This window comes from Flectobacillus longus (assembly GCF_030056705.1).
GTDB lineage: Bacteria > Bacteroidota > Bacteroidia > Cytophagales > Spirosomataceae > Flectobacillus > Flectobacillus longus.
Genome location: NZ_JASHIC010000015.1, coordinates 161,172 through 186,392 on the forward strand (window position 1 = coordinate 161,172; position 25,221 = coordinate 186,392).

General features: G+C 35.6%; 20 protein-coding genes. 8 read left to right on the forward strand and 12 right to left on the reverse strand.

The genetic code is table 11. From position 1 onward, the window contains the following. A complete protein-coding gene (locus tag QM491_RS12820; protein WP_283327889.1) occupies nucleotides 1-237 on the reverse strand; it encodes a hypothetical protein in 237 nt (78 codons plus the stop codon). A 199-nt stretch (nucleotides 238-436) separates the two neighbouring features. Here QM491_RS12820 and QM491_RS12825 point away from each other — a divergent pair, with 199 nt between their 5' ends. Next, nucleotides 437-2,581 carry a glycoside hydrolase family 36 protein gene (locus QM491_RS12825; RefSeq protein ID WP_283327890.1) on the forward strand — a complete coding sequence of 715 codons (2,145 nt, stop codon included), beginning with the start codon at nucleotides 437-439 and terminating at the stop codon, nucleotides 2,579-2,581. 101 nt (nucleotides 2,582-2,682) lie between these two features. Then, nucleotides 2,683-3,960, forward strand: coding sequence for a Na+/H+ antiporter (locus QM491_RS12830; RefSeq protein ID WP_283327891.1), 1,278 nt, complete (start codon nucleotides 2,683-2,685; stop codon nucleotides 3,958-3,960). 12 nt (nucleotides 3,961-3,972) lie between these two features. Here QM491_RS12830 and QM491_RS12835 read toward each other — a convergent pair whose 3' ends face one another. Further along, nucleotides 3,973-4,545, reverse strand: a complete 573-nt coding sequence (locus tag QM491_RS12835) for a YdeI/OmpD-associated family protein (RefSeq protein WP_283327892.1) — start codon at nucleotides 4,543-4,545, stop codon at nucleotides 3,973-3,975. 260 nt (nucleotides 4,546-4,805) lie between these two features. Between QM491_RS12835 and QM491_RS12840 the strand changes: the two genes are divergently transcribed. The 3 genes from QM491_RS12840 (at nucleotide 4,806) to QM491_RS12850 (ending at nucleotide 7,548) form a co-directional block, all read left to right on the forward strand. Then, nucleotides 4,806-5,696 carry an EamA family transporter gene (locus QM491_RS12840; protein ID WP_283327893.1) on the forward strand — a complete coding sequence of 297 codons (891 nt, stop codon included), beginning with the start codon at nucleotides 4,806-4,808 and terminating at the stop codon, nucleotides 5,694-5,696. A gap of 76 nt (nucleotides 5,697-5,772) precedes the next feature. Continuing rightward, complete coding sequence (locus QM491_RS12845) at nucleotides 5,773-6,330, forward strand: YdeI/OmpD-associated family protein (RefSeq protein WP_283327894.1); 558 nt, start codon at nucleotides 5,773-5,775, stop codon at nucleotides 6,328-6,330. Between the two features lie 147 nt (nucleotides 6,331-6,477). After that, complete coding sequence (locus QM491_RS12850) at nucleotides 6,478-7,548, forward strand: hypothetical protein (protein ID WP_283327895.1); 1,071 nt, start codon at nucleotides 6,478-6,480, stop codon at nucleotides 7,546-7,548. Nucleotides 7,549-7,676: 128 nt separating this feature from the next. Here QM491_RS12850 and QM491_RS12855 read toward each other — a convergent pair whose 3' ends face one another. The 4 genes from QM491_RS12855 to lgt all read right to left on the reverse strand — a co-directional run bounded on the left by QM491_RS12855 (nucleotide 7,677) and on the right by lgt (nucleotide 12,331). Further along, nucleotides 7,677-8,450, reverse strand: a complete 774-nt coding sequence (locus QM491_RS12855) for a ThuA domain-containing protein (RefSeq protein WP_283327896.1) — start codon at nucleotides 8,448-8,450, stop codon at nucleotides 7,677-7,679. 143 nt (nucleotides 8,451-8,593) lie between these two features. Then, nucleotides 8,594-10,672 carry a S9 family peptidase gene (locus tag QM491_RS12860; protein WP_283327897.1) on the reverse strand — a complete coding sequence of 693 codons (2,079 nt, stop codon included), beginning with the start codon at nucleotides 10,670-10,672 and terminating at the stop codon, nucleotides 8,594-8,596. A gap of 109 nt (nucleotides 10,673-10,781) precedes the next feature. Beyond that, nucleotides 10,782-11,471 (reverse strand): hypothetical protein, encoded by a 690-nt coding sequence (locus QM491_RS12865; RefSeq protein WP_283327898.1) that lies wholly within the window; start codon nucleotides 11,469-11,471, stop codon nucleotides 10,782-10,784. A 29-nt stretch (nucleotides 11,472-11,500) separates the two neighbouring features. Continuing rightward, on the reverse strand, nucleotides 11,501-12,331 hold the full coding sequence (gene lgt, locus QM491_RS12870) for a prolipoprotein diacylglyceryl transferase (protein WP_283327899.1): 831 nt from the start codon (nucleotides 12,329-12,331) through the stop codon (nucleotides 11,501-11,503). Between the two features lie 229 nt (nucleotides 12,332-12,560). On the opposite strand from lgt, the gene QM491_RS12875 reads away from it, so the two are divergent. Beyond that, the gene (locus tag QM491_RS12875; RefSeq protein ID WP_283327900.1) at nucleotides 12,561-14,453 is read left to right on the forward strand and encodes a peptidase U32 family protein; all 1,893 of its coding nucleotides are present in this window, start codon (nucleotides 12,561-12,563) and stop codon (nucleotides 14,451-14,453) included. A gap of 473 nt (nucleotides 14,454-14,926) precedes the next feature. On the opposite strand, the gene QM491_RS12880 is transcribed toward QM491_RS12875, so the two are convergent. The 6 genes from QM491_RS12880 to QM491_RS12905 all read right to left on the reverse strand — a co-directional run bounded on the left by QM491_RS12880 (nucleotide 14,927) and on the right by QM491_RS12905 (nucleotide 22,345). Next, entirely contained in the window at nucleotides 14,927-15,505 is a 579-nt protein-coding gene (locus tag QM491_RS12880; RefSeq protein WP_283327901.1) for an O-methyltransferase, read from the reverse strand. Between the two features lie 237 nt (nucleotides 15,506-15,742). Then, nucleotides 15,743-16,297: a hypothetical protein gene (locus QM491_RS12885; RefSeq protein ID WP_283327902.1), complete on the reverse strand. Its 555-nt coding sequence runs from the start codon at nucleotides 16,295-16,297 to the stop codon at nucleotides 15,743-15,745. 22 nt (nucleotides 16,298-16,319) lie between these two features. Continuing rightward, nucleotides 16,320-16,484, reverse strand: coding sequence for a hypothetical protein (locus QM491_RS12890; protein ID WP_283327903.1), 165 nt, complete (start codon nucleotides 16,482-16,484; stop codon nucleotides 16,320-16,322). Nucleotides 16,485-16,843: 359 nt separating this feature from the next. After that, on the reverse strand, nucleotides 16,844-17,569 hold the full coding sequence (locus QM491_RS12895; RefSeq protein WP_283327904.1) for a DUF3667 domain-containing protein: 726 nt from the start codon (nucleotides 17,567-17,569) through the stop codon (nucleotides 16,844-16,846). A 447-nt stretch (nucleotides 17,570-18,016) separates the two neighbouring features. Next, complete coding sequence (locus QM491_RS12900; protein ID WP_283327905.1) at nucleotides 18,017-19,372, reverse strand: serine hydrolase; 1,356 nt, start codon at nucleotides 19,370-19,372, stop codon at nucleotides 18,017-18,019. A gap of 201 nt (nucleotides 19,373-19,573) precedes the next feature. Continuing rightward, a complete protein-coding gene (locus tag QM491_RS12905; protein WP_283327906.1) occupies nucleotides 19,574-22,345 on the reverse strand; it encodes a TonB-dependent receptor in 2,772 nt (923 codons plus the stop codon). Between the two features lie 494 nt (nucleotides 22,346-22,839). Here QM491_RS12905 and QM491_RS12910 point away from each other — a divergent pair, with 494 nt between their 5' ends. Together QM491_RS12910 and QM491_RS12915 are read left to right on the forward strand one after the other, a co-directional pair. After that, nucleotides 22,840-24,021 carry a helix-turn-helix domain-containing protein gene (locus QM491_RS12910; RefSeq protein WP_283327907.1) on the forward strand — a complete coding sequence of 394 codons (1,182 nt, stop codon included), beginning with the start codon at nucleotides 22,840-22,842 and terminating at the stop codon, nucleotides 24,019-24,021. Nucleotides 24,022-24,666: 645 nt separating this feature from the next. Then, nucleotides 24,667-25,068: a hypothetical protein gene (locus QM491_RS12915; protein ID WP_283327908.1), complete on the forward strand. Its 402-nt coding sequence runs from the start codon at nucleotides 24,667-24,669 to the stop codon at nucleotides 25,066-25,068. Nucleotides 25,069-25,221: the final 153 nt, after the last annotated feature.

The following is a 25,221-nucleotide window of genomic DNA, read 5'->3' on the forward strand; positions in this document are numbered from 1 at the left end:
TTAGTGATAATCGGTAAGTTTTAATTCTGTATCTATAAAATTATCTTTATCTTTTGGATGGGCAAGTCTGATAAAATTATCCAATGAAAGTAAAATATCTGGGTTTTCTATTCCTGCTTTTTTGAGCTCGCTTTTAAAATCTTGTTTTATTTTCAGCTTTATATCTCTATGGAAATATTCAACCGTGACTTGCAATAAGGTAGCTATTTCTTGTGCTGTTTTGTAGTTATATTGCATCTAATCGTAGTGGATAAATTTCATTCGTAAATAAATATACAACTATTTGTAGTATAAACGAATTTGTTTGACTTTTAGTTGAATATACCACCAAGTGGTAAAACTTGGTCTATATTTTATTTAGCAGGTATATCAGATTATAGTACTTAATACTTCCAAATAATTTGAAAATATTTTAGCAAAAATTAAAAACAAATATATGTTTCGAATAGAGATAAATATTATCCTTTTTTTCATAATTCTCGAAGGCGTATCAATTTCTCATAGAGTTTTCTCGCAAACTACTTATGCTCACTGGAATCAAACAGAGCTAGTTTTGAACAATGGCATAGTCAAACGAACAATTCATTTACCTCAAGGAACAAATTCTGTTGGCACAACAGAATATAAACCTTTGCACGGAGATTATAATTATTTTGAAAATACCAATCCCGAATTCAGTTTTGAGTTGAATCACAAACTTTACACAGGGTCTGATTTATGGACTTTGTCAGAGATTCTTCCTGTGACTGATACAAAACAAGGCAAAGGTGCTATTATTAAGTTACTTAGTGACGACAAGCTTGTAGAGGTCGGGTTGCAATATTTGCTGTATCCTAATTTACCTATTATTCGGAAAAATATTACGGTTAAAAATCTATCTGATAATACATTTACTTTAGAATCTGTCGACGTAGAAAAATTGACATTAACACCATATTATGCCACAACTTACAGCTGGATTTGCCACGATTATGGGCGCAGACGTTCACTAGGACCTTATAATGGTGATATGCAAGATGCACTCTTGACGATTCATAACAGTGATTGGCAACAAGGCGTCGTGATAGGAAATGAAGCCTCTGGGATACTAAAACATACCTCCGCCTTTTGGGAAGATAGAACCGTCTGTGCGGGGCTGACGCATAGAGATGGACGTTATCCATTTAGAAAATATCTTAAAACGGGTGAAAGTTTTGTTTCTCCCCAAGTATTCACGGCGGTGTACAACCAACAAAAAGACCCAGATGAAATCCTGAATACCGTAGTGCCCGATTTTGTAAGAAAACACATGGGGATTCGTCTTTCAGAGTTAGTGCAAAAACCTACTTTTGTGTATAACACTTGGGAGCCTTTCAATAAAGCCATCAACGAAAAGTTGGTAAAAGAACTAGCCAAAAGTGCGGCTGATGCAGGTATGAAGGAGTTTATTATCGACGATGGCTGGAGTGATAATTATGGAGATTGGACCATTGATAAAGTTAAATTTCCCAATGGATTAAAGCCACTTTTTGACTATATCAAATCTTTGGGAATGAAGCCAGGTCTTTGGGTCAGCGTGGGAAGTGCTTCTACCGAAAGCAAGGTTTATAAACAGCATCCTGAGTGGTTTGTCTTAGACAAAACCCAGCAACCTTATAACCTACATTGGGAGGATTCGACCATGGTAACGGCTTGTTTTAGCACAGGTTGGAAAGACTATATCAAAGAAGTTTTGATGAAAATGGCTTTAGATTATGGCTTGGAATATATGAAGCTAGATTTTACTGTGGTGACAAGCCCCTATAAATTCGGCAATCAAAATGCAGGATGTTTTGCCCAAAATCACCCGAGTCATCAAGATAGAGAGGAATCGTTCTTTGTAAATTATGAGGCTGTTTGGAACTTGTTTGATGAGCTACACAAAGCCAAACCAGACCTGTTTATCGACTGTACCTTCGAAACTATGGGAGGGTTACAATTGATTGACTATGCCATGCTCAAACATGCAGAAGGCAACTGGCTGTCAAACTTTGCAGGTCCGCCTGACGAAAATGTTGATTTAAGAGTCAGAAATATGGCTTGGTGGAGGTCGCCTGCTATGCCCGCAACAGCACTCGTCATTGGAAATCCTGCTATGCAAGACAAGGGTTGGGAGACGCATATTCAGTCGTTGGCAGGAGCCTTGCCCATTATGCTTGGAGACCCACGCCAGTTGTCTACTGAAGATTTTAAAAAGTATCGTAAATATGCTGATTGGTTGAATAAAATGGAAAATAAGTACCATTTTATGAGTTTTCGACAAGATTTAAAAGGATATGGAGAACCTAAAGAGGGTTTTTGGGACGGTTTTCAACGAATAAATACAGAAACACATGAAGGAGGAATCATTGGTGTATTCAGACACGGAAGTCAGGAATCTGAGCGGAAGATATATGTTAACTTTTTGACATCTGAAAAAAACTACGAAATTAGCGAAGCTATTTCAGGAAAGAAATTAGGAGTATTTTCTGGAAAAGATTTAGCTCAATTGGGTGTCAGCATAAAACTACATCAAAAATACGACGGAATGCTTTTGGAGGTCAAGCAGGTAATGGGTAAGTAGATAAGAGCTTATTAAGTGATTCAGATTTTTGTAATCAGATTCAGATAAGATACCTTTACAAAATAGGCTTTCAGGCGTATTTGTGAATTGAACAGTATTTTATGGAAAATTATACCGTCATATTATTTGTTTTAGGGCTAATCATTTTGCTGACGGCGCTGTCCGAGCGACTCAATTGGTCTAGCCCGATTTTTTTGATAATTGCTGGTCTATTATTGAGTTTGGTACCAGGTTTTAAGCCTATTCCCATAGACCCAGAAATCATATTTCTCTTATTTCTGCCACCACTTTTATATGATGCAGCCTTCAAAATACCTCAAAAGGATTTTTGGGAACATTACTCCACCATTAGTTCATTGGCGTTTGGTTTGGTGTTTTTGACTACTGTTGGTATCGCAGTGCTCTCTCATTATATGATTCCGAATATGAATTGGCCTCTATCATTTTTGTTAGGAGCCATTCTGGCTGCTACCGATGCGGTTGCTGCTATTGGAATTACCAAAAATCTAGGATTGTCACATCGAACGACTGTAATTTTAGAAGGAGAAAGTCTACTCAATGATGCCTCAGCGCTTGTGGCGTATAAATTTGCGTTAGCTTCAGTAGCTGGTGCAGCTTTTATCTGGTGGCAAGCTGGTGGGACATTTCTTATGCTTATTGCTGGTGGCGTTTTGATTGGCTGGAGCATGGCATTAGTATTAGGTTTTTTGCTCAGAGCTGTCAAAAATAACCCCACTGCTGTCAATAGCTTTCTGTTACTTTTCCCTTTTGTTACCTATTTGTTGGCAGAAGATTTTCATGTTTCAGGCGTAATCGCAGTGGTAGTTTTAGGATTTATTGTTTCGAAAAAAGGTAAAATATACTTTTCAGAAAGAATCAAAAAACAATCTGAACACGTGTGGGATATGGTGATATTTCTATTAAACGGGCTTGTCTTTATTTTGATAGGGCTAGAGTTAGAGGAGGTATTGCCAGAATTGGATACCCAAGAAATGATCGTATTCAGTCTTTATGCCTTGGCAATTACTCTCTTGGCGATTGTCATCCGAATGCTAAGGATATTTTTACAAAGAAAAAAACTGAAAAAAGGGCTACAGAAATCTCAAAAAGATAACAAAAGGAATATTTCTGAAAATATGTTAATCAATATTCAAGAGAGTCTTGTCATCAGCCTTTCGGGTATGCGCGGGATTGTTTCCTTGGCTATTGCTTTGGCACTACCCGAAACACTTGAGAATAACAGCCCGTTTCCTATGCGAGCCGAAATTCTCTTTATTACCTTTATGGTTATCTTATATAGCGTAGTCGGACAAGGAATGCTATTGCCAATTATTCTAAAAAAAGATAACTCCAAGGGGGTACAAAGTACAGAGGATTAAATAATAAGGAATTCAATCTTCCATTCCTTTGCCTTCCATAATCTTAGGAAGATATTTTTCAATTCTTGCTATGCGGGTTTTGGCTTGTTTGGCTGACGAAAAATGTAATAAATACCCTCTTTGTCGACCTGGGGTAAGTTGTTCAAAAGCTGTTTTGATGGCTTCATCATTATCCAATAGCTCTTTAAACTCCTCAGGCATGGTAAATTCTGAGGTAGGTTTGTATTCGACTTTCAAACCTGCTTTCTCTATTTCAATTGCCTCCAAGACATATTCTTTAATCAAGGTACGATTTTGAACGATTTCTTCCAGATGTACAAATCTGAGTTGGCGTCTATCTTGAACATTTTCGGTTTGTTGAATCAGCAGTTGGGCAGGGTCTTTCATCAAAACCCCTTTGAAAAACAACAAAGCACAGTAATCCTTAAAACTGTGAATCAAGACTACGTTGCTGTTTTGATGGGTATAGCAAGGGTGCATCCATTTGATTTCCTCCTCTAGGTCACACTCCAAAACGATTTCTCGGAGAGTTTCCATTTCTAACTGCCACTTTTGGTCTTTTTCAAAAAAACGATCTGCTTTCATTTTTAAATAGGATTTTATTAAGAGGAAAATTTTATGTTTAGTCAAAAATATCTTTATTTTTGTTCAATTAAAAATTATTCGAATGAACTTATTATTCTCTGCTAATACGCCTCCGCCAGTTGCCTAATCGGCTAAACAACTGGATGATGATTTTCTCTCACAAAATTTGTGAGAGCTGTTTTTTATATCCATTCTCAAGCAAGGTTGTTTTGCCATTTATATCAATTTGGTTTTACTGAAAACTTTATAACAACCTTTTAATGAAAAACTTACCGTATATTTTGATGGTACTTCTTGGCGGAGTACTCTACGGCATGATGTCGTCTTTTGTCAAATTATTTTATACTTATGGATACAATGCCGCCGAATTATCCTTCGGACAGGCACTTGGTTCTGCTATTGTATTGGCACCCACCATTCTATTGATGAAAGATAAAACCTCCTCCCCACTAGATAGGAAAGGGGGTATCTCTTTACTATTGACTGGGGCTGCGATTGGAATGTCCAATTTTTTGTACTACCAATCGGTAAGTTATATCCCTGCTTCACTTGCTATAGTAATCTTGATGCAGTTTACATGGATAAGCTTGCTATTAGATTGGCTATTTTATAGAGTACAACCAAGCAAGATAGAGCTCCTGACCGTACTATTAATTTTGATTGGGACTTTATTTGCAAGTGGCGTTTTCGAACAAGAAATTCAGTCTTTTTCATGGGTAGGTATTGCCTTTACCTTAGCCACGTCATTTACTTATGCCAGCTATATCGCTGCCAATAGTCGTATAAAAAATGATACAGCTTGGCAAGTGAAAAGTACATTGATTATGACTGGTTCGGCGATTTGTATTTTTATCGTCAATGCCAAAACCATTGTGTCGAGTCAGCATTTTGATTTGAATTATGGATATATGATTTTGTTTTTGAGCATACTTGGCACAACAATACCAACCGTTTTGTTTGTCAAAAGTATTCCTAAAATAGGTGCAGGTATTAGTTCAATTTTGATGACCATCGAACTACCTATTGCCGTGATTTGTGCGCATTTGGTACTTGGAGAATCGCTAAGCAAGACTCAATTGCTGGGGATTGTAACAATGTTAGGAGCGATCATTTGGATGAATTATGTAAAGACTAAAAAACATGTAGCCTAAAACTCCCTACTGACATACGGCTGTCATATTGCTGTCGTAGCTTTGTGACAGTCGTATGAACAAATCACTTGAAACTATGCAAGAAGCAGAAACCTTTTATCCTCAAAATATAGCTGAATGGAGAGATTGGCTAGAAAAACATCATCACTCTCATCAGTCAATATGGGTAGTGTTTTATAAAAAATCTTCAGGAATTTCCACTATTACTTGGTCTGAGGCGGTGGATATGGCGTTATGTTTTGGTTGGATTGATAGTAAAAAAGTGTCAGTGGATACAGTACAATCTTTGCAGTTTTTTTGTAAAAGAAAAGCAAAAAGTACGTGGTCGAAAATTAATAAGGATAAGATTGAAAAATTGATGGAGGCTGAATTGATGGCTCCTGCTGGATTAGAGTCGATTCGTATTGCCAAAGAAAATGGTTCTTGGACGGTGTTAGATGAAGTTGAGGCATTAGTAATTCCTTCAGATTTAATGGAGAGTTTGCAATCAGAGGAAGGATTGTTAGAAAAATTTGAAAGACTCAGTAAATCAGCTAAAAAAGAGATGCTTTTTAAAATGTTATTCGCCAAGCGACCTGAAACTCGCCAGAAGCATATAGAGGAAATTGTTGCGCTATTGCAGAAAGGTAAATGACGAAAAACAAAATTTATTCACTCTTCGACAGAATCCTTCAATCGACAACTTATTTTCGGTTCAATACTTCAAAATTGAATAAACCTACTATTTTTGTTGATTACATAATACAAACTGCATCAATAAAGAACCCAAATGATTCATCACATGACAAAAAAATCTTTGCTCATTTGTAGTATTTCCGCCTTCTTATTTGTCCAATGTCGAACAAGTAAAATAGTTGAGGTTGCGGAAATTAAAGAACAAAATTGTATCTCGTGCTTCCAACCCGAATTGGTCAATAGTAAAGCTACTTGCGAAACTTCTGCGATTGTTTTTGATGGTACCAAAATCTTGATTGCCAACGATAAAGATATGCCAGATGGTCGTACCTCTGTTTTTGCCATCACTAGCAATACAATCACAACTGATACCTCTAAAATTGTATATCTCAAAAATCCAATATTTAAAGCAGCTAAGAAATACGAAGACTTTGCTATTACGCCAAATCAAGGTTTGATATTTTTGTCTACTGGTTTTGATAGGGTAAAAGATAATAGCCCAGAATGGGACGGTTTCAATACCATTTTGTATTGGGAAAAGGGGCAAGACGAATCGCCAAAAGTACTTTCAGAAGACGGAAAAGCAACCAGTTCTGTGGCTTTGAGAAAACAAATTTCGAAGGTATTAGCCAATGAAAAATTCCCAGAAGGAGTGCCATATTTCAAAGTAGAAGGCTTTGCGGCAACAAATACGCACTTGTATTTGGGAGTAAGAGAGATTGGAGAAAGTTTTCAAAATCCTATTTACGTAGTAAAAGTAATTGAGGTACCATATACGTTCAAAAATAGTGTGGTTTCTTTGACAGGAGCGATGAAAGTGATTGCTGATTTTCAGCCTGATAAGCAAGTTGTGGGCGATGTAAAATTAGGTCTTTCGAGTATCGAATATGACAGATTTAACAAGCGTTTTGTGATTCTAACTTCGTACGAAACGCCAGAAAATGTAGGGGCATATCTTTGGACGGCCTCTTTGAATGACTTAAGAAGCAATAAAATTTCGATTGTAAAATCAGCAAATGGAGAAGTGTTAAAACTTAACACGAAGGCTGAGGATGTAACAATCGTAGATAAATCAACCATCTATTTAATCAACGATGATGACCGTTTGAAAACAAAAGTAAATGGACAAACTCGTCAATTGAACCAAGCTTTTTATCAAGTGATAAGTTTGAAATAGATGATTTTATTGAGCGGATGAGTGATTATTCCATTTTAGCTTGAACCTTCTCTTTATACCTCAAATGTAACGGTCTACAAGTAAAAATATATCGAAAATAATCACTCATTCGCTCAATTCAATTATACCTATTTAGTTTTTTTCGCTTTTACAGGTTTGCCGCTACCAGCCCAAAGTAATCCTCCCCAGATATGGTTCATTGGGATTTCGTCTGAGAAAGTTTCGTGCGTATGTCCCCAGTTAGTGTAGAAAGCACGACCGCCATCGTATAAATGATACCAAGCCATTGGGTGAAAATCGCCCATTGTACCTTCCTGATATGATTTTTCATCAACCGTTATTAGGACTTTAACATCTTTGTTAAACTGTTTGAAGTTATAAAACTCATCTTTACGTTCGAAGCTTGCAGGAAGTTTTTCGGTTGCTGGATGTTTGGCATCGGTAACGGTAAATTTACCCATTTGTACGTTAGAAACGTGTTTGCCAGGGTGACCATCAAAGTATCCACCCATCATTTTACCATACCAAGCCCAATCATATTCTGTATCAGAGGCTGCGTGAATACCCACAAAACCGCCACCTGCTTGGATATAGTGTTCGAATGCGGTTTGTTGCTGTGCGTCCAATACATCTCCAGTCGTATTGTTGAATACCACAACCTTGTATTGTTTGAGGTTATCTTCATTGAAAAGACTGGCATTTTGCGTGGTATCTACCGAAAAACCATACTTTTTGCCAAGCTCAAACATTGCCGTAATACCATAAGGAATAGAACTGTGGCGGAAGCCTGCTGTTTTTGAGAAAACCAAAATTTTCTTGCCTTTCAAAGGGTTTGCTACTTGTGCAGTCATATTAAAAACGACTCCAGCAACAAGCATCAATGCAAAACATACTTTTTTCATGTTTAAATCAATTGGGATAAGTTGAAAAATTGAGTGCCAAAATAAAGGTAAATCAGGGAAAATCTATCCTTTTTTCATCTAAAAAGCCTCTCCACTGAAAAGGAGAAGCTTTTTAGACTATACTCAAAATACGGCTAGAAATCCTATTTCTTTTTCAAAAACTTATCAAAAAAGCTTGCAGTTGCTTTGTAGGCACTTAACCAGTTTTGATACAAAAGAAAACTATGCACTTCGTCTGGAAAAATGAGTTGTTCCATATAAACATCATTTTTTCGCAAAGCTTCAGCAATAGTTACTGTTTCCGAAAAAGGAACATTGCGGTCATCATCGCCATGAATTAGTAAAACAGGCGACTTCCAAGAATTGATATATGGCATTGGCGAAGATTGATAAGCCACTTTAGCCCATTCTGCTCTTTTGTTTGCATCATAATTCGGAATAAAGTTTTTCACGACGACATTCCAATCATGCACCCCGTGTATATCAACACCTGCTGCAAATAAGTCTGATGCTTTGGCTAATCCCAAAGCTGTCAAATAACCACCATAAGATCCTCCCCATAGCCCAATTTTGGCGCCATCAATATCTTCACGGGATTTAAGGAACAGACCTGCCCCCACAACATCATTATATTCTGAAGCGCCAGTCGCCCCATAGTTTTCGGCTTCTCTGAACTCCATGCCATAACCAATACCCGAACGATAGTTTACCGAAAGCACTACATATCCTTGGCTGACTAGATATTGATTCAAGGAATAGGCTTTGTGATAATATTCACCATAATTAAAACCTATCAACATTTGTCGTCTAGAGCCACCATGAAAGAAAATAGCGGCTGGGTGTTTTTCACCTGCTTTATGATTTTTGGGTAAAAACAATTGTGCAGGAATTTGCATACCATCGGTCGCAGTAATCATGACGGCTTGTGGTACTACTAATTGATTGCTTGGAAAATCATTAGGAATAAATTCTGGGGCAATATCTTTAATTTTTCCATCCGAAGTTACTAGACTTGGACGAGCAGGGACTTTGGCATCGGAGCGAAGAATTGCTAGCTGTCCATCTGAGGTTTGAACAGGCGACCATTCAATGCCTTGTCCAGTCGTAATTTGCTTGGGGTTTCCAGACGCTGTAACTGACCAGATATGTCTTCGGTCAATATCACCAATATTGGTGTTATAAATGACGGTCTTTTTATCATTTGCTAGAAAAGCATATTCCACTTCGCCTTTGTCTGGCGTAAGTAATTTGGCCGTCCCTCCCGAAGCACTCACACTGTAAAGATGATGCCACCCATCACCTTCGTAGGGAAAAATAATCATATTGTCCGAAGTCCAGAATAAATGATTTTCTGCCACAAGTCCACCAGCGAAAAAGTTACTACCCACACCTTTTTGAGCTTTCCAAATCTCTTTTGCTAGTCCAGTAGTTAAATCCACGACGCGAATAGACCAAGGAAGACTTGCTCTTTCTGGACCGAATATCAGTGCATCTTTGGTAAAAGGGACTCTGATAAAAGCAATAGATTTTCCGTCGGGCGACCAAGTTGGGTCAATATCGCCATCTACTCCAGGGTCGATGTATTTGATTTGTTGTGTGGCAATATCACAAACTCCAATAAAATTATGGTCTCCACGACTACTCACAAAGGCAATTTTGCTACCATCAGGAGACCATCGGATAGAACCTTGCGAGCCACGTGAATGGAATAGTTTTTTAGGAGAAATATTGGCACTATCCAGATTCAATGTCCAAATCTGCCCGCCAGAGATATACGCAAGTGTACTGCCATTTGGTGAAATTTTGGGATAAGCACCATTAACAATTTTCTTAAGGTTTTTACCATCAAGGTCAATCTTATAAATGGCTCTTTCTACAGTGCCTTGTAGCTCAGCAGGATTTGGAATTTCTCCAGCGCTATTGTTGGCACCACCTCGAATAAACAGCAAAGACTTTCCATTCGGGAGAAATGTAATGCTGTTTATTTCTTGACCATTATCACCTTCGTAATTGGTAAGCTTTCGAGGCTTAAAATCAGGAGCTTCTGCAAGATAAATGTTGCGTGAGCCAGTTTGGTTAAATACCCAAGCAATTTGATTTTTGACGGGAGATGCTTTTAATTCGGAAGGAAAAGCACTACTAAGTACTTGTTCTAGAGAAAATTGTGCAAAGATAGGACTGGCTAACAACAGCCCAAGGCAGGTAAGTAAGACTTTCTTCATGAAATGAATAGATATTAGTTGATGACTATTCAAGATACGAAAAATGAGGAAGAAAGTCTAGGAATGGAAGTTTAGTTTAAAGCGTTAATGACAAGGTAAATTTATACTATTATAATGTCAGTATATCAGCTAGTTTTTTACCCATCATCTCTGAATTGATGTGTGAATATGCTGAATAATACCCATAATGTGGAATAGCATAAACTGTTCGATTATTCAATTTTCCTTCCTTTATGTTATTTCCTAGTGACTTTATGCCCTTGACTCCGCATTTTGATAAACTCCAGTCATTGGAAGTCAAGAAAAGGATGTTTTTCGGATTAATTACCTCCACGAATTTTTGAGTTGTATTTAAACAGTATCCAATAATTTCTGAAGGTAAACTGAAAATTTCATGAGCTTTCTGAGAATTGAAATAAATCATATTCATCATGACAGATTGGTCAAGAATGTTCAGATTGTTTTCGGTGTTAAATACTCTGCCTAGCCTATTTCTCAAAGTATCACTTCCTCGTAGTTTGGCTTCAATTTCCCATGCAGGTTTGGTTGTTAGTGTATTATCATTATAGCCAAGATCATTTGCAGGTCTTTTTTTATAGCATTTTTCTTCACGGGCTTTAGTGTAAGATTTGTCACCTCCTGGGTTAATTCCGATTATAAGTAAATCAGGATTATAAATAATAGGTGTTTGAAATACGTAAAAGTCTCGGTCGATTTTAAGTGCAAACTCATGGCATGTGTCACTTACGTTGTTCAAAAGAAGGTTGATTTCCTCTTTGAATTTTTGTTCTTTACTCATCGTTAGATAGATTTTAGAATTTATGATTATTATAAACTTAATTTTTTTGATTTTAAAAATCGCCATACCAACAACCCCAAGCCCAATATCACAAATGGCAAACTTAAGAGTTGTCCCATGTTCAAGGACATTTGATTTTCGAATGAAACCTGATTTTCTTTGAAAAATTCTATGAAGAATCTAGCAGTAAATACCAAAATTAGAAATACACCAAACATTACCCCAGAATTGCGTAGAAGTTCCGTTTTTTGATAAATAATCCATAAAAATAGAAAGATACATAGGTAAGCCAAAGCCTCATATAGTTGGGTTGGGTGACGAGGAATTGTATCATCTTGTAAAAATATAAATCCCCAAGTTCCATCTGTAGGAACGCCATAAATTTCAGAATTCATCAAATTTCCTAACCTGATAAATGCTCCTGCAATCGGCGCTGCAATTGCAACTCTGTCAAGAACCTGTAACAAAGGAGTTTTGAATTTGAAGCAGTAAAGAATGATTGAGAGTAAAACCCCTATGGTTCCTCCATGGCTAGCCAAACCTTGAAAACCAATATAGTGATAAGCGCCATCAATTTTCTTAAATGGAAGTATAATTTCCAATGGATGATTTAGGAAGTATTCTGGTTCATAGAATAGACAATGACCTAATCTTGCCCCCAAGACCGTGCTTAGAACAATATAAATTAAGAGCGAATCTAATTCTTCTATCGATTTGCCTTCATATTGATATATTTTTTTGACTATTAAGAAGGCAATTGTTATCCCAAGTGCAAATAATATTCCGTAATACTTGATTGGGAATGTAGGTGTCAACATAAAAATGACAGGGTCGATATTCCAATTAATGAAGGGAGGCATGATAGAGGTATAGGTTAAAATTATAAATCTTTAATATTTCACAAGTTACTTTATTACTTTATCTTGAACAAACCTTGTTGCTTTCAAATTAATCCTAAAACAGTTTTCTTATCCTTACTAAAAAACCAAATACCACTCAGAGAATCAGCTATTATTCACTAATTTTGCAAATTAAAGTAAAAATTACCGAATCTCACTCTTGTTATGGATTCGAAAATATAGGATTGAAATGAAAAGGAAAATTGAAATTCTTGCGCCTGCCAAAAACCTTTATCAAGGTATGGCTGCGGTCAACGCTGGTGCAGACGCAGTATATATGGGAGCGCACCAATTTGGCGCACGTTCAAACGCCACCAACTCGGTGGAGGACGTGGCAGAAATGGTGAAATACGCCCACTTGTTCAAAGCTAAGGTCTTTGTAGTAATCAACACTATTTTGTACGACAATGAGTTAGAGGCTTGTCGTAAATTGATTTATGAGTTGTACGATATTGGCGTTGATGCCTTGATTATTCAAGACATGGCCATCATGGAAATGGACTTGCCACCTATCGTAATTCATGCCAGTACGCAAGCAAACAACCGTGATGCGAATCATGTGAAGTTTTTGGCGGATGCGGGTATGAAGCGTGTGGTGCTAGCTCGTGAGCTTAACCTTGACCAAATCCAAGAGATTCATAAGGCTACTGATGTTGAGTTAGAATTCTTTGTATCGGGTGCACTTTGTGTTTCATTTAGTGGTAACTGTTACATGAGCGTAGCCAATGGCGAACGTAGTGCCAACCGTGGTTCTTGTGCTCAAAACTGCCGTTTGCCATATCGTTTGGAAGATGGAACAGGTAAAACTTTGATTGAAAATAGTCACTTGTTGTCTATCAAAGATTTGGATTTGAGTGATCAATTACCAAACCTGATTGAAGCAGGTATTTCTTCATTCAAAATTGAAGGACGTTTGAAGGACCTTGTTTATGTGAAAAACAATACCTCTTTCTTACGTAAAAAATTGGATTCTTTCTTAGAAGAAAATTCAGATAGATTCGAAAAAGCCTCTTCTGGTAGAACTTTCTATAACTTCGAACCAGAAATGGATAGAAGCTTCAACCGTGGATATACTGATTATTTCTTGAATAAAAGAAAAGAAAAAATTGGTTCATGGGAAAGTCCAAAATCGAAAGGTCAGTATATTGGTAAAGTGCTTGAAATCAAGGCAAACGGCTATATCATTGAGAATTACGAGAAGTTGAATAATGGAGATGGTTTGTATTTCCAAAATGAAGCTGGAGAAGCTGATGGAGCACAAATCAATATTATTTTTAACAATATTGTAATTCCAAATACTTTCAAACCATTGGCGATTGGTACTGAGATTTATAGAAACTCAGATGCTGAGTTCAACAAAATGGTGGAGAAAGAAAACAGTGCTGTTCGTAAAATTGGCGTAAAATTGGAGTTTACCGAAACAGAAACGGGTTTCCAATTATTGGCTATCGACGAAGACGGTCACCAGTCTGTTGGTATTATCGAAGTAGCCAAAGAGCTAGCTAAGAGCCAAGATTCTGTTGTCCCAAATATCAAGAAAAACTTAGCCAAAACGGGTAACACACCATTCATTGTTGACGAATTGGAAGTTGAGTTTTCTGAAAACTGGTTCTTGCCAATTTCAAAAGTAAACGAAATCAGAAGAGATGTGTTGGAGCGTTTAGTAGAGATTCGTGTGAATGAATATCACAGAGAGGAGCATAAATTAGAAAAAACAACGCATCCTTATCCAGTTGAAAAACTAGATTTTATGTACAATGTTTCGAATAAAATGGCGAGAACATTTTATCAGAGACACGGCGTTACCGAAATTGAAAAAGCCTTCGAATTGCAATGGGATCCAGGTAAATCTCGTGTAATGACGACCAAGTATTGCGTAAAATATGAATTAGGAAAATGTGCGAGATACCAACGCCAAACCATGGGCGAAAAAGTGGTAGAACCATTAACCCTAAAACATGGCGAAGTAGAATACAAATTGAAGTTTAATTGCAAACCATGCGAAATGGAGATTTGGGAAAAAGACGCCGAGCTTGAATACGAAGATGAAGACGAACAATTAGGTTATATTGCCAAATGGTAGAGCTTCATTTGGTGATTTGTAGAGACGCAATATTTTGCGTCTAAAGATGAGTTTTAAAGCATCAAAAAAGCGGTCGGAAAATATTTTCTGACAGCTTTTTTGATGAATATACAATTCTGAAATTTTGGGTTGCTTATATTTGAGGGAGTTGAATTTATCCTCGGACAATATGTTTTTGAACCAATTCTTTCACTTTCAAAATCTTCTTAAGTGGCATGGAAGATGCCAACTAGTAGCAAACCATACATATTATTGCTTTTTATTTTTTAAATTGAAATAGACAATTGTAAATGCAACACCTATGTAAGTATAGGGTATTTTGTAATTTTCAAGAGTCTGAGAAAAAGTATAGCCTTTAAAGAGGTTAAAACCTGCCCCCATAAACCAGTCAATTAAAATAATTACTAAGAATATTAAAATTGAATTTGTGTAGAGTTCTTTTTGTTTAAAAATGTTCATTTTCTGTTTTTAGATTAGTTTTTAACGGCAATGATTATTCCAGTTGCCCAATTAATTTTTGTCAAAGTTAAGTCGGTTCTACTTTCCAAGTATTTTATAAAATTGATTGCTTTTTCTTGATGTCCATCTGGCCAATTCGACTGTGGTAGCATATCATCTACAATATAAAGCCCACCTTTGTTTAGCATTTCTAATACTTCGTCTAAAAGTAAATATTTCCCATGCCAAGTGTCAGCAAATATATAATCAAACTTCTGCCCAAGGTTATTTTTAACCCAATCTTCTCCATCGGAAAGGATTAACGTCAATCTCTTATCCTGTCCCAAATACTTTTGAGCAATATTCAAAAACCTCTCGTCATTGTCGAACGAAATTAAGGTTGAGTTACTGTTCATCCCGTCAAGTATCCAAGCAGTTGACAATCCAGTGCCTGTCCCAAGTTCAAGGAATTTTCCTGATGGTTTTGAAGATGCAAGTGTTTTAAGTAGAGAGCAAGTTTGTATGTCCGAAGCCATTGTAAAGCCACTAGCTTTTGTTTCATTATCAATGTCAAAATAGGTTTTAGGAATGCCTTGATTAATATCGTTTGTCATATTTTAATTATTTTGTCTGAGAACTAAATTCATTACTGTGCCAGTATGCGGTTACCACTATTACATATATACTTGCAATATAATTAAATTTTAAAGCGCCTATTCAATGTAGTACAAGCTAAGGTTTTGGATATCATGAAGTCAAAGGAAAACTGCACAAAAGAAACCACAGTAGCGACTACCATGTTTTCTGGCTTTGGCTTTCAGCAATTACAAATACGTAGTTATTAGAGGATGTTATTTTATTTTCGTAGAGTTCATGATTTCTTTGGCAGTTATTTCCCAATTGTCCTTAATGTCCTCTTTAGTACAGTTAAAAGTACACAATAAAAGCTTGCCATCTAAGTCTGTAAAAAAAATCAAGTTATAAATTTGAGTATCAATGGCAGGTGTTATAAGTTCCATAAATCCATATTTTTTACCCTTTATCATTTTAACGCCACTGCCTTTCCAGTCCGCAGATGGGTAAATATTTTTAAATCCTTTCACTATGTTTTCTCTATAAGACTCAATGAGTTCTTGGCTTGCTTTATTGTTTGTTAGGTTAAATGCAACGTTAATTCTTCCGGACTCATTTGTGTATATTAAAGTAGGTCTTCTTTCTGCCGGATATTTTAGTTTTGCCATATCCTCTGACATTACCTGAAATTCCTTTGGCAATTTAATTTCAATTCTGTTGTTTAATATTGTCTTCGTTTCTAACTTTTGTTCACCTGTTTCTTGTCCACCAGCGGTTGCAGAGAATAGTCTCAAAACCAATGTTAGAATGCAAATAATTTGAGTTTTTTTCATTTTTGTCAATTTTTATAATAGCCTATAACGTTCGAGTATTAACGTAGGCAGTGAATTCATTGATTGTCCATTCCTGTACAAATGCGATGTTGAAGTTAAGACCTAAAGCCTGAACATCTAGCACAAACTGCTGATGCTTCCCAATAGCTGATATGACAATTTCTAGCCCAACTGGTATAAAATCCAATGTTGAGAATAGTTTTGTTAATTATGCAATTAGATTAGAAATGGTAAATGTCTCCGAATTTAGCTTTACATTTTCTGAAAAAATGTTTTGGTATTCCATTTCTAAAATTAACTGTTGTTTTCAATTTTTTGTCGCAATCTGTATTGGTATTCTGAAATATAAGTCTCCCATTTTTTAATTGTCTTGGCAAATCGGAAGCTATAGTCAGATACTAATTGCCTAAATATTGATTTTTATTGTTAAAACTAGAACCCGTGATGTAGCTCTACGTGCAAGTCCCCAAAACCAGATTGAAATTAAAATTTTGAGAGTTTGCCAGCTCTTGGTAATTACTTTCCCTAGCTATTTTAAATGTGTTTTTAGTGCTTCTTTAGTAAATCGATAACAGTTCCAATCAGCACTGGAAATAACCAAAACATAATCATGCCTAAAAAATAAGCTGCTAAAACTGTTAGATAATTTGCTATTTTTTTCTGGTCATAAAATTGTCCGATTGCCCAAACGGCGTATAGTACTCCGACAACACCTGCTACTGGCATTACGTTAACGTGTATAACTCCCTCAACAATTACAAAAAATGAAAAAATCAACATGCCTATTCCCATCACAAAGCAAAGCATGATGAGGATTTCGTAAAAATTATAATCATACTTTCTGAAGAACAGTTTTAACCACAAAGCAATAAAAACTCCCATCATAATGTTAGCATAGCCGTAATGGTCTTGTACCCATTTAACAATATTTCCAACAGTACTTAAGGCTTCACCCTCAGCTCCGTGATACTTAACATAACCATCTTCTACATGAAAAAAGTGAGTTAAAATGGTGTAAATCAACGAGGTTATGATGATAAATATGATGGGTTTTACCAGTCGACTTCTATTTTCTGAAAGATACTTACGAATATTTTGGCCAGGATTTAGGGTAAGTTCACGAATTGTATATAGAATTCCACGTTCAAAATGCAAAATATGTTCAATTTCGTGCATTATATATTTGCCATCAATTCGCTTTAGAGTGGTTGGTTGCCCGCATTCTGGACAAAATTTAGAGGTAATGTCGGTGTTACAGTTTTTACAGTTCATTTAAATAGTCGAATGTTTTTAGGTTTTTAGAAATTTCCACAAACGTAGAGGCGTTGGCGAAGTGGCGAAAATAGTATTCTGTCAGCCGAATATAATACAAAGGCTAAATAGTAGTACTATATTGCTATCTGTAATAATGCCAATTAACACAATCCTAATATACGGAAATATAAACTGTTGGGAAACTTAAAATTTGACTTATATCAATATCTTTAAAGGCGTATTTTAAAATATGAAAGGACTTCCAACTACTCCCAACAGGTATTATCAAGTCAATCTTGATGGGTTCATTTAAGCGATAGCCGTTTCAAAAGGAACTGGATTTTGTTTTTATAATCAAAAAAGAAACCTCTTTTAAATCGCTTTAAAAGAGGTTCTGGATGATAATTTTAAAGATTTTATTAAATGAATTGAACAACAACGACCGATGTCGGCGGTTTGTGCTTTTTACGGAATATTTTTTTTAATAAATTCCTTTACTCCACCTTTTGTTATAATTATCGAACTAAATGCACCTAATTTGTCCTGAATAAATTCAATTGTCCTATCGTTATTGTCGGCTCTAAAGAATTTTGTTTTGGATTCAGGGATGAGTTCTATTTCTACACTATTGTAGTATAGTTTACCGTCAATTTTTAATATTTCAATGTTATCTCCGTACTTGCCTACATATTTCTCAAATATTGAAGTGTCAATTTGAGCTTGAAAATGCTTGTATGGCAGTTCTACGTCTTTCTTAAAAACTATTGCTGAAAGCCCATAAGCAATAATGTGTGATAGTGATTGATTATTAGACAAAACAGTGATAAATAGTTTATCGTCAGTATATCGGTTAAGAGAAGTCATTGCCCCGAAAAAACCACCATCATGGGCTACTAGCTGATGTCCATGGTTATAAAATGGGTTAATCATAAATCCATATCCCCAATTTTGGTCATTATAGGACGTAAACATAAGTTTTTTCATATCTGCTGATAAAATTGCCGTTCCGTAAAGAGCTTTATCCCATAATGCTAGATCTTCAACGGTGGAATATATGCCATCATGCCCAATGTTAAATTCCCAATTGATATACGGATTGTTCAAATATTTACCCTCTGACTTTATGTAATTTCTTGCTTTCTTTTTAATTAGTTCATCATTAGTAATTACACCAGAGTTGGACATGCCACATTTGTCAAAAATGTTTGTCTTTAAATAGTCAGCATAGCTTTTATTTGATACCTTTTCAATAATGCGAGCTAGTAAATAGTACCCAATATTACTATAAGCTGTATTTGTGCCAGGCGAAAATAGAAGCGTTTTTTTCTCAATATACTTTAACGCATCATCCTGGCTAAGAATATCTTTTTGAATCACATGACTTTTCACTTCCTCTTGCTTTATCGCAACTTTGTTTAAATACAATTCGTCATAATCCATTTGTAAACCCGACATGTGGCAAAGTAACAAATGAATTGAAATACTATCGCCTTTGGGAAAGTCAGGAAAAAACATACTTAGCTTATCATTTAGCGATATTTGTTTTTTATCAACTAACTGTAAAATTGCGGTAGCTGTAAATTGTTTGGTTACAGAAGCCAAGCTGTACTTTGTGTCAATGGTATTACTAATGTTCCACTCGTAATCTGCTAATCCATAGGCCTTTTCAAGTAAAACAGTGTTGTTTCTTGTCACCAATACCGTTCCGCTAAAATTATTAACATCAACTTGTGCCTGCATATATGTTGCAAGGTTAATGGCTGTATTTTTTTGACCAAAAACTAGTGTCGGAAAAAGTATAAATATTAGAATGAGTCTCATCGGATTTAGTTTAATTATTTTGTCTAGGTTAAAGGAGGTTGTGAGTTAATAGTATATCACTTATTGGATTTTACTTATAATCAGAAGGATACTATCAATATGTATTACGGACATATTGTTACTTTAACCCTAACCGTGTTGTTTATAGGTATAGCAATATACGTCTTCTAAGTTGTATACAGCAACTTAGAAGACGTTTCCTTATTTCCTCGGCATCTGCTTGATATTGTAAGTTAGCGTTACCATAAAATATCTTGGCAAAAGATTTCCTCTGTTATAAGTAAGTGTATTTTGTGAGGCAATCAGACGGACGATATTGCCATTTTGATTTAGAAGATCGTACGCACTCAATTTGATGGTGGCTCTTTGATCTTTCATGAAATTGTAATTAATTGCTGCATTCCATCGTATAGTTGTTTTGTTAGAACCTGTTAAGTTGCTATTATACAGGTATATCAGGTTGTTTTCAAGAATAAGATTCTTTGTCCAGCGAATGACTAAACCTGTACTGAAATTATGCAAATTGGCTTGGAGATTAGTAAAGTTCGGACTTGTGTATCGTGTAAAGTTAAAATCTGGAGAATATGAGTTATTCCATTCGATTTTATCCTTGATATTGATATTCAACCCAAACCAGTTCGATAGTTGATTAGTGGTTTGCCAGCTAGTATCAGCATTAAAAATCATCTTACTTCTATTGATACTGTAATATCCACCCGCCGAAAGTGTCAGTTTGTTTTTTTCTCCAATCTTGAAATCTTTGTTGATATTGAGATTTACACTGAGGTTTCGGGTGCCATCTGCATTGGTAGGAGAGGAGGTTTGAATACCTTGTTTATCTATCGCAATATTTTGGATAATATCATTGTCTCTTTGCTGGAAAGACGAATACCACCAAATATTCAAGTTTTTGGTTTGGTTATTATAATTGTAGCTTAATGACCAATCAGCGGTAGCCGTTGGTTGTAAATTAGAATTTCCTTTGGCTATATAATAGGGGTTGGAATTATCAAAAACAGGTAATAAGTACGAATAAGAGGGTAAACTATAGTTTTTGTTATAGCTCAAAGTAAGGTTGTTGAAACTGATATTCAAGTTAGGATTCAACTTCTGAATATTTCTTTGGATGGAGTTAGTTTCTGCCGAGGTATTCAAATGAGAAGTCAAGAATGTTTCGTCAATCCCTGCTACGATCGTCAGTTTTTTGTATTGAAATGCTAATTTTTGAGCTAAAAATACCTCATGTTGCTGGCGCTCAAATGAACCACTGAGTACAGGATTTAAGACACTAAACGAATCCCCAAGTGGGTTGGCGTACAGCATCTGAGTGGTATTTTTGATTTGAGTAAAACTATATCTATTCGTAAATCGAAGCGTGAATAGTTTATGAATAGGTTCATAAAAACTCGCAGATAAACTACCAAATGCTTGTGGTAAACGAACTTGTCGCAACTGATTTTGGAGACTGTCATATTTACTCGGATATAGATAATTTAGGACAGAACTAGTCATATAATCGCTGGCGTTATTGCCAATATTGAGACTATGTACAATCGACATCAATCGTTTGCTGTTAGTCTTTCCTGTTCTGAGTAGGTAGAAAGTATGATTATAATTGTAGTTATTTACATCATTTGACTGATTGATATTCCCCTTGCTCAGTGCACCCAAATAATTATTTTCACTAGAAATCAATACATTAGGGGATTCTCTGACCAAACCTGCGGTGTATCCTGCATTGAAATTGAGGGTTGTCACCGAATCGGTTTTTATCTTAAAACCACCTCCGACACTATGCCCATAATTCTTGGTAAGTACATTGGTTACTCTATGGTTGGTGATAATTGTATCTCCGTTATATAACTCTGCCAATCGGTCGGTGTTGAGTCTATTTCGGACTTCGCCAAAATAATATTGTAAATAAAATGACTTCTTGGCGTTGGGTGCATGATTGAGGTTAAAACCACCACCATTACTAGTAGCAATACCAAAATTGGTATTTCCACCAAAATTTACACCATTAATGTCGACCATACTGCCATTCATGCCGTTATTGATACGAGTAGAATTGGAGCTTCTGTTGGCATTACTTCTGCGCAAACCTCCATTATTCATTAATTCACTATAACTAAAACCTGGTCGATTGAGGTTGTTGCTATATCCCAAAACGCTGACTTGTAGGGTATCTCTGAAAATATTCATGATTCCCCCTAGTTCATATACGTCTTGTGTACCACCACCTGCATAGACTTTGCCGAAGGCACTTTTTTTATAGCCTTTTTTCAGCGTAATATTGATTACTTTTCCTACATTACTCGTATTATTGTCACCATTTAATAATGCTTGTTCTTTATCGTCAACAGCTTGGATTTTATCAATAGCGTTGGCAGGAAGGTTACGAGTTGCCATTTTGGGATCATCACCAAAGAAGGACTTTCCATCCACCAAAATTTTGTTGACAGCTTTGCCATTCATGGTGATATTTCCATCAGCATCGATACGAACCCCAGGCAGTTTTTTCAATAAATCTTCTACCAAGGCATTGGGTAAAGTTTTAAAGGAGTTAGCATTGAATTCAACCGTATCATTTTTGACGGTAATAGGAGGGCGCTCGGCTGTTACAATAACCTCGTCTAAGCTTTTACTGGACATAAGCATAATGATAGAATCCAGTTTGATAGCAGGCGTTTGTGGTGTTAGAGTAAAACTTTTACGATAAGCTTCGTTGCCTACATAAGTAGCTAGTAACCGAAGAGGGACATTGAGGGGCAGATTGGCAAATTTAAAGTTACCTCCTTCATTACTAATACGGTACGAAACAATAGAGGTGTCTTTTGCCAAAAATACCGTGAGTGTTGCCATTGATAAAGGCTTTCGGTCAGTTCCAAAAATTTTCCCTTGAATTGAGCCATTTTGTGCCCAAATGCTTGAAGTAAAAAGAATTGCGAGAATTAGAGGTATGATTTTCTTCATATAGATTGAATGCTTGATGAATTATTTGATGCAATGACACCAATTTATGTTTCAAGTTGCATGTAAATTATTTTCTTTATGAAGTCAATGGAATGATGTGTTATATGTGTTGAAAGTATCAGGGGGCAAATTCAGCAAAATAAAACTATATTCTTGTTGATAATTTAAAGACTGACTTATCAAACAATTTGTTTACCTTTCAGTTATTGAAAATAATAGATAATACCGCTACTTTGCAATCTGAAATTTAAAACTGACTACTAAAATTATTTGATTATGACAAAAAAAATGCTATCTTTCATCAACAACTTCAATTGAAGCTAAATTTGCTTACTTGTTAATTTTATCCTTATTTTAAAATCCTTTTACAAGTCCGCCCAGTACATCATTTTTGAACCCATAATATGAGTGAAGCTTATTGAATGGTTCGGAAAGTTGTGTTATTCCTCTTAACTTTAGTAAGATTTGGAATAATCGGCCTTAATATTGATGTTATGACAATAATTTTAAATCTGATTGCAATAGCAATCACTTTAGGAAGTCTAACAAAGGCTTTCACCCGTCCTTACTCTATATCAAAAACTGTTTGGGGAGCTGTAACATCACTATGGGCTTGGTTTCTCATCATGAAAATTTGTATAACCACACAGTTGATTCAAGATCATCCTATTGGTGGATTATTACTTATGGCTCGTCCTTTCTATATTATTGGCCCATATTTGTTATACCTTTTTATTGTAACACAGCGTCCATATCATTTTAGTATCAAGAGTGTTTTAATACAAATAACTCCCTTCTTTTTGGTCTTATTGGATTTATTGCCATTTTACACAATGCCGTTTGAACAAAAACTAGAGATAATCAAACATATTGAGGCAAAGGATTTGTTTACCAAAACCTACGGGTGGTTTCCACATGTTTGGATTCCATATATGCAGAGTTTATTAGGTGTTTTTTACCTTGGAAGAGTCTGGAAATTTGTAGTAAAAACCCAAAATACCTTTGCTGGTGAAAAGCTTCTTTCGCAATGGGATGTGTTTTTTGCTGTTGGATTTTTATTGCTTTATATCTCTAACGGTTACATGTATTTGCTCACCAACGAATTGCTGAAAGACGTAGATCAAATGCCGTTTATGAATAAAATTTCGGTGATTCATACATTGATGACTTTTGCTTTATTTATTTCTTATTTTGTGATAAAAGATAGTTCTTTACGAACACCAGTTGAGCATTCAACAGAGAAATATCCTCTTGAAGAAATTGTTGAGCTTGCCAAAATTAGTACTACCAAAGTAGATAAAGAACCAGATATTGTGAACCTTCAGGATTTTGAACTCATCAAAAATGTGTTGGACAAAAGCAAATCCTATCGTAACTATAAATTTACAATTTCAGAATTGGCGATGGAAGTAGGTATTCAACCTTATGCTATTTCGAACGCAATTAATACTGTAGCCAAAATGAATTATAATGATTTTATTAACAGTTATAGAATCAAGGCATTTACGCAAAAAGTGATTTCAAAAGAATATCAAAACTATACCATAGAAGCCATTGCCAATGAATGTGGTTTTAAAAATAAAAGTACTTTTTTTACCGCTTTTAAAAAACAAACAGGTCTAACTCCGAATCAGTATCTTAAAAAGCATGATATGGAATTGAATGGAGAAAAGTAAGTTTTTTATCGTCTTTGGTAATCATGAGTAAGTAAGTGGGTAACATGAAATTAATATGTAGACTAAAAGATTAAAGGTGTTTCTTATGAAATAATAGGAGCATTTTGCAGATGGCTTATTGCTTACTGCGGAATAATGCAAATTTGTGGATGTAAGTTTTTAATTGTCAGTATTTTGTAAGTATTAATGCAAAATAAAATTGAATTAATACGCTTTAAGCTATAAGCCGTAGGCATTAGGCAAAAGAACTTAAGTTATTTCATGAGAAATTCATTTCAACTTTTAGCCTACCGCATAAAGCCTAGAGCTTAAAGCGGGTAAAATTTAAGATTGGGCTTTCAAGTAACTGCTTTCGGCGGTGGGCTTTGGAAAAAAGCATGGCTGTGGTTATTAAAAAACATTTTAACACTCTTTGCCTAGTGCCTAAAAAATCTTATTTTGCACGATTACTTAGTAATAATAATATGATGTTATTTTGCATTGTATATTTTTATTGTGAAATAGTTTTATGTCAGAATTGGAGTTATTGAATATCCCCCTCTAAAAGCCTATTGAGACTTTTGCCATAATTCATTATCTTTATTAGACCTCTTTCCTTGTCGATATCTATACTAAAATTAGTCCACCATTTACTGAATCTCTACGATGAAAATTAAATCACTTCTACTCATAATGACTTGCTCGTCATTATCACTGTTATCTGCTTGTAAAAAAGATATTGAGGACCCGCTCAATGGAAGCTCAAACGTGGAAGTTTGTGGCATAAAAGACCCTGTTAATAATTTAAAATGGCTTTCTGACAAAATGAAAGTGTACGCCGTCGGAGATAATGCCGATAAGCTTAATGGTGTTGTCTTGTTTGAATACAAGGGTGAAAATGTCATAGAAATACAATGTTCCATTTGTTCTTCTACCAATATTCATCAATACAAATGCGACGGTACTTCGTATGATTTTACTAATTCTAACAACTTTCAAGATTATGTGAAAAACCGAAAGAAAATAGATGTTTTGTACGGAACCGAAATATGGAAGTATTCAAACTGATTTCTGACATGTATATTGTTTGATTTTCGTAACATTTCATTTGAATTGGATTAGATTCGGCGTTCGATTGTGAAGTACTTTCGTGAAGTTTTTGAAAAGTTGAATAAAACGTGTTCGACTTCACTACCTTTGTAATCATTTTGATACAATAGC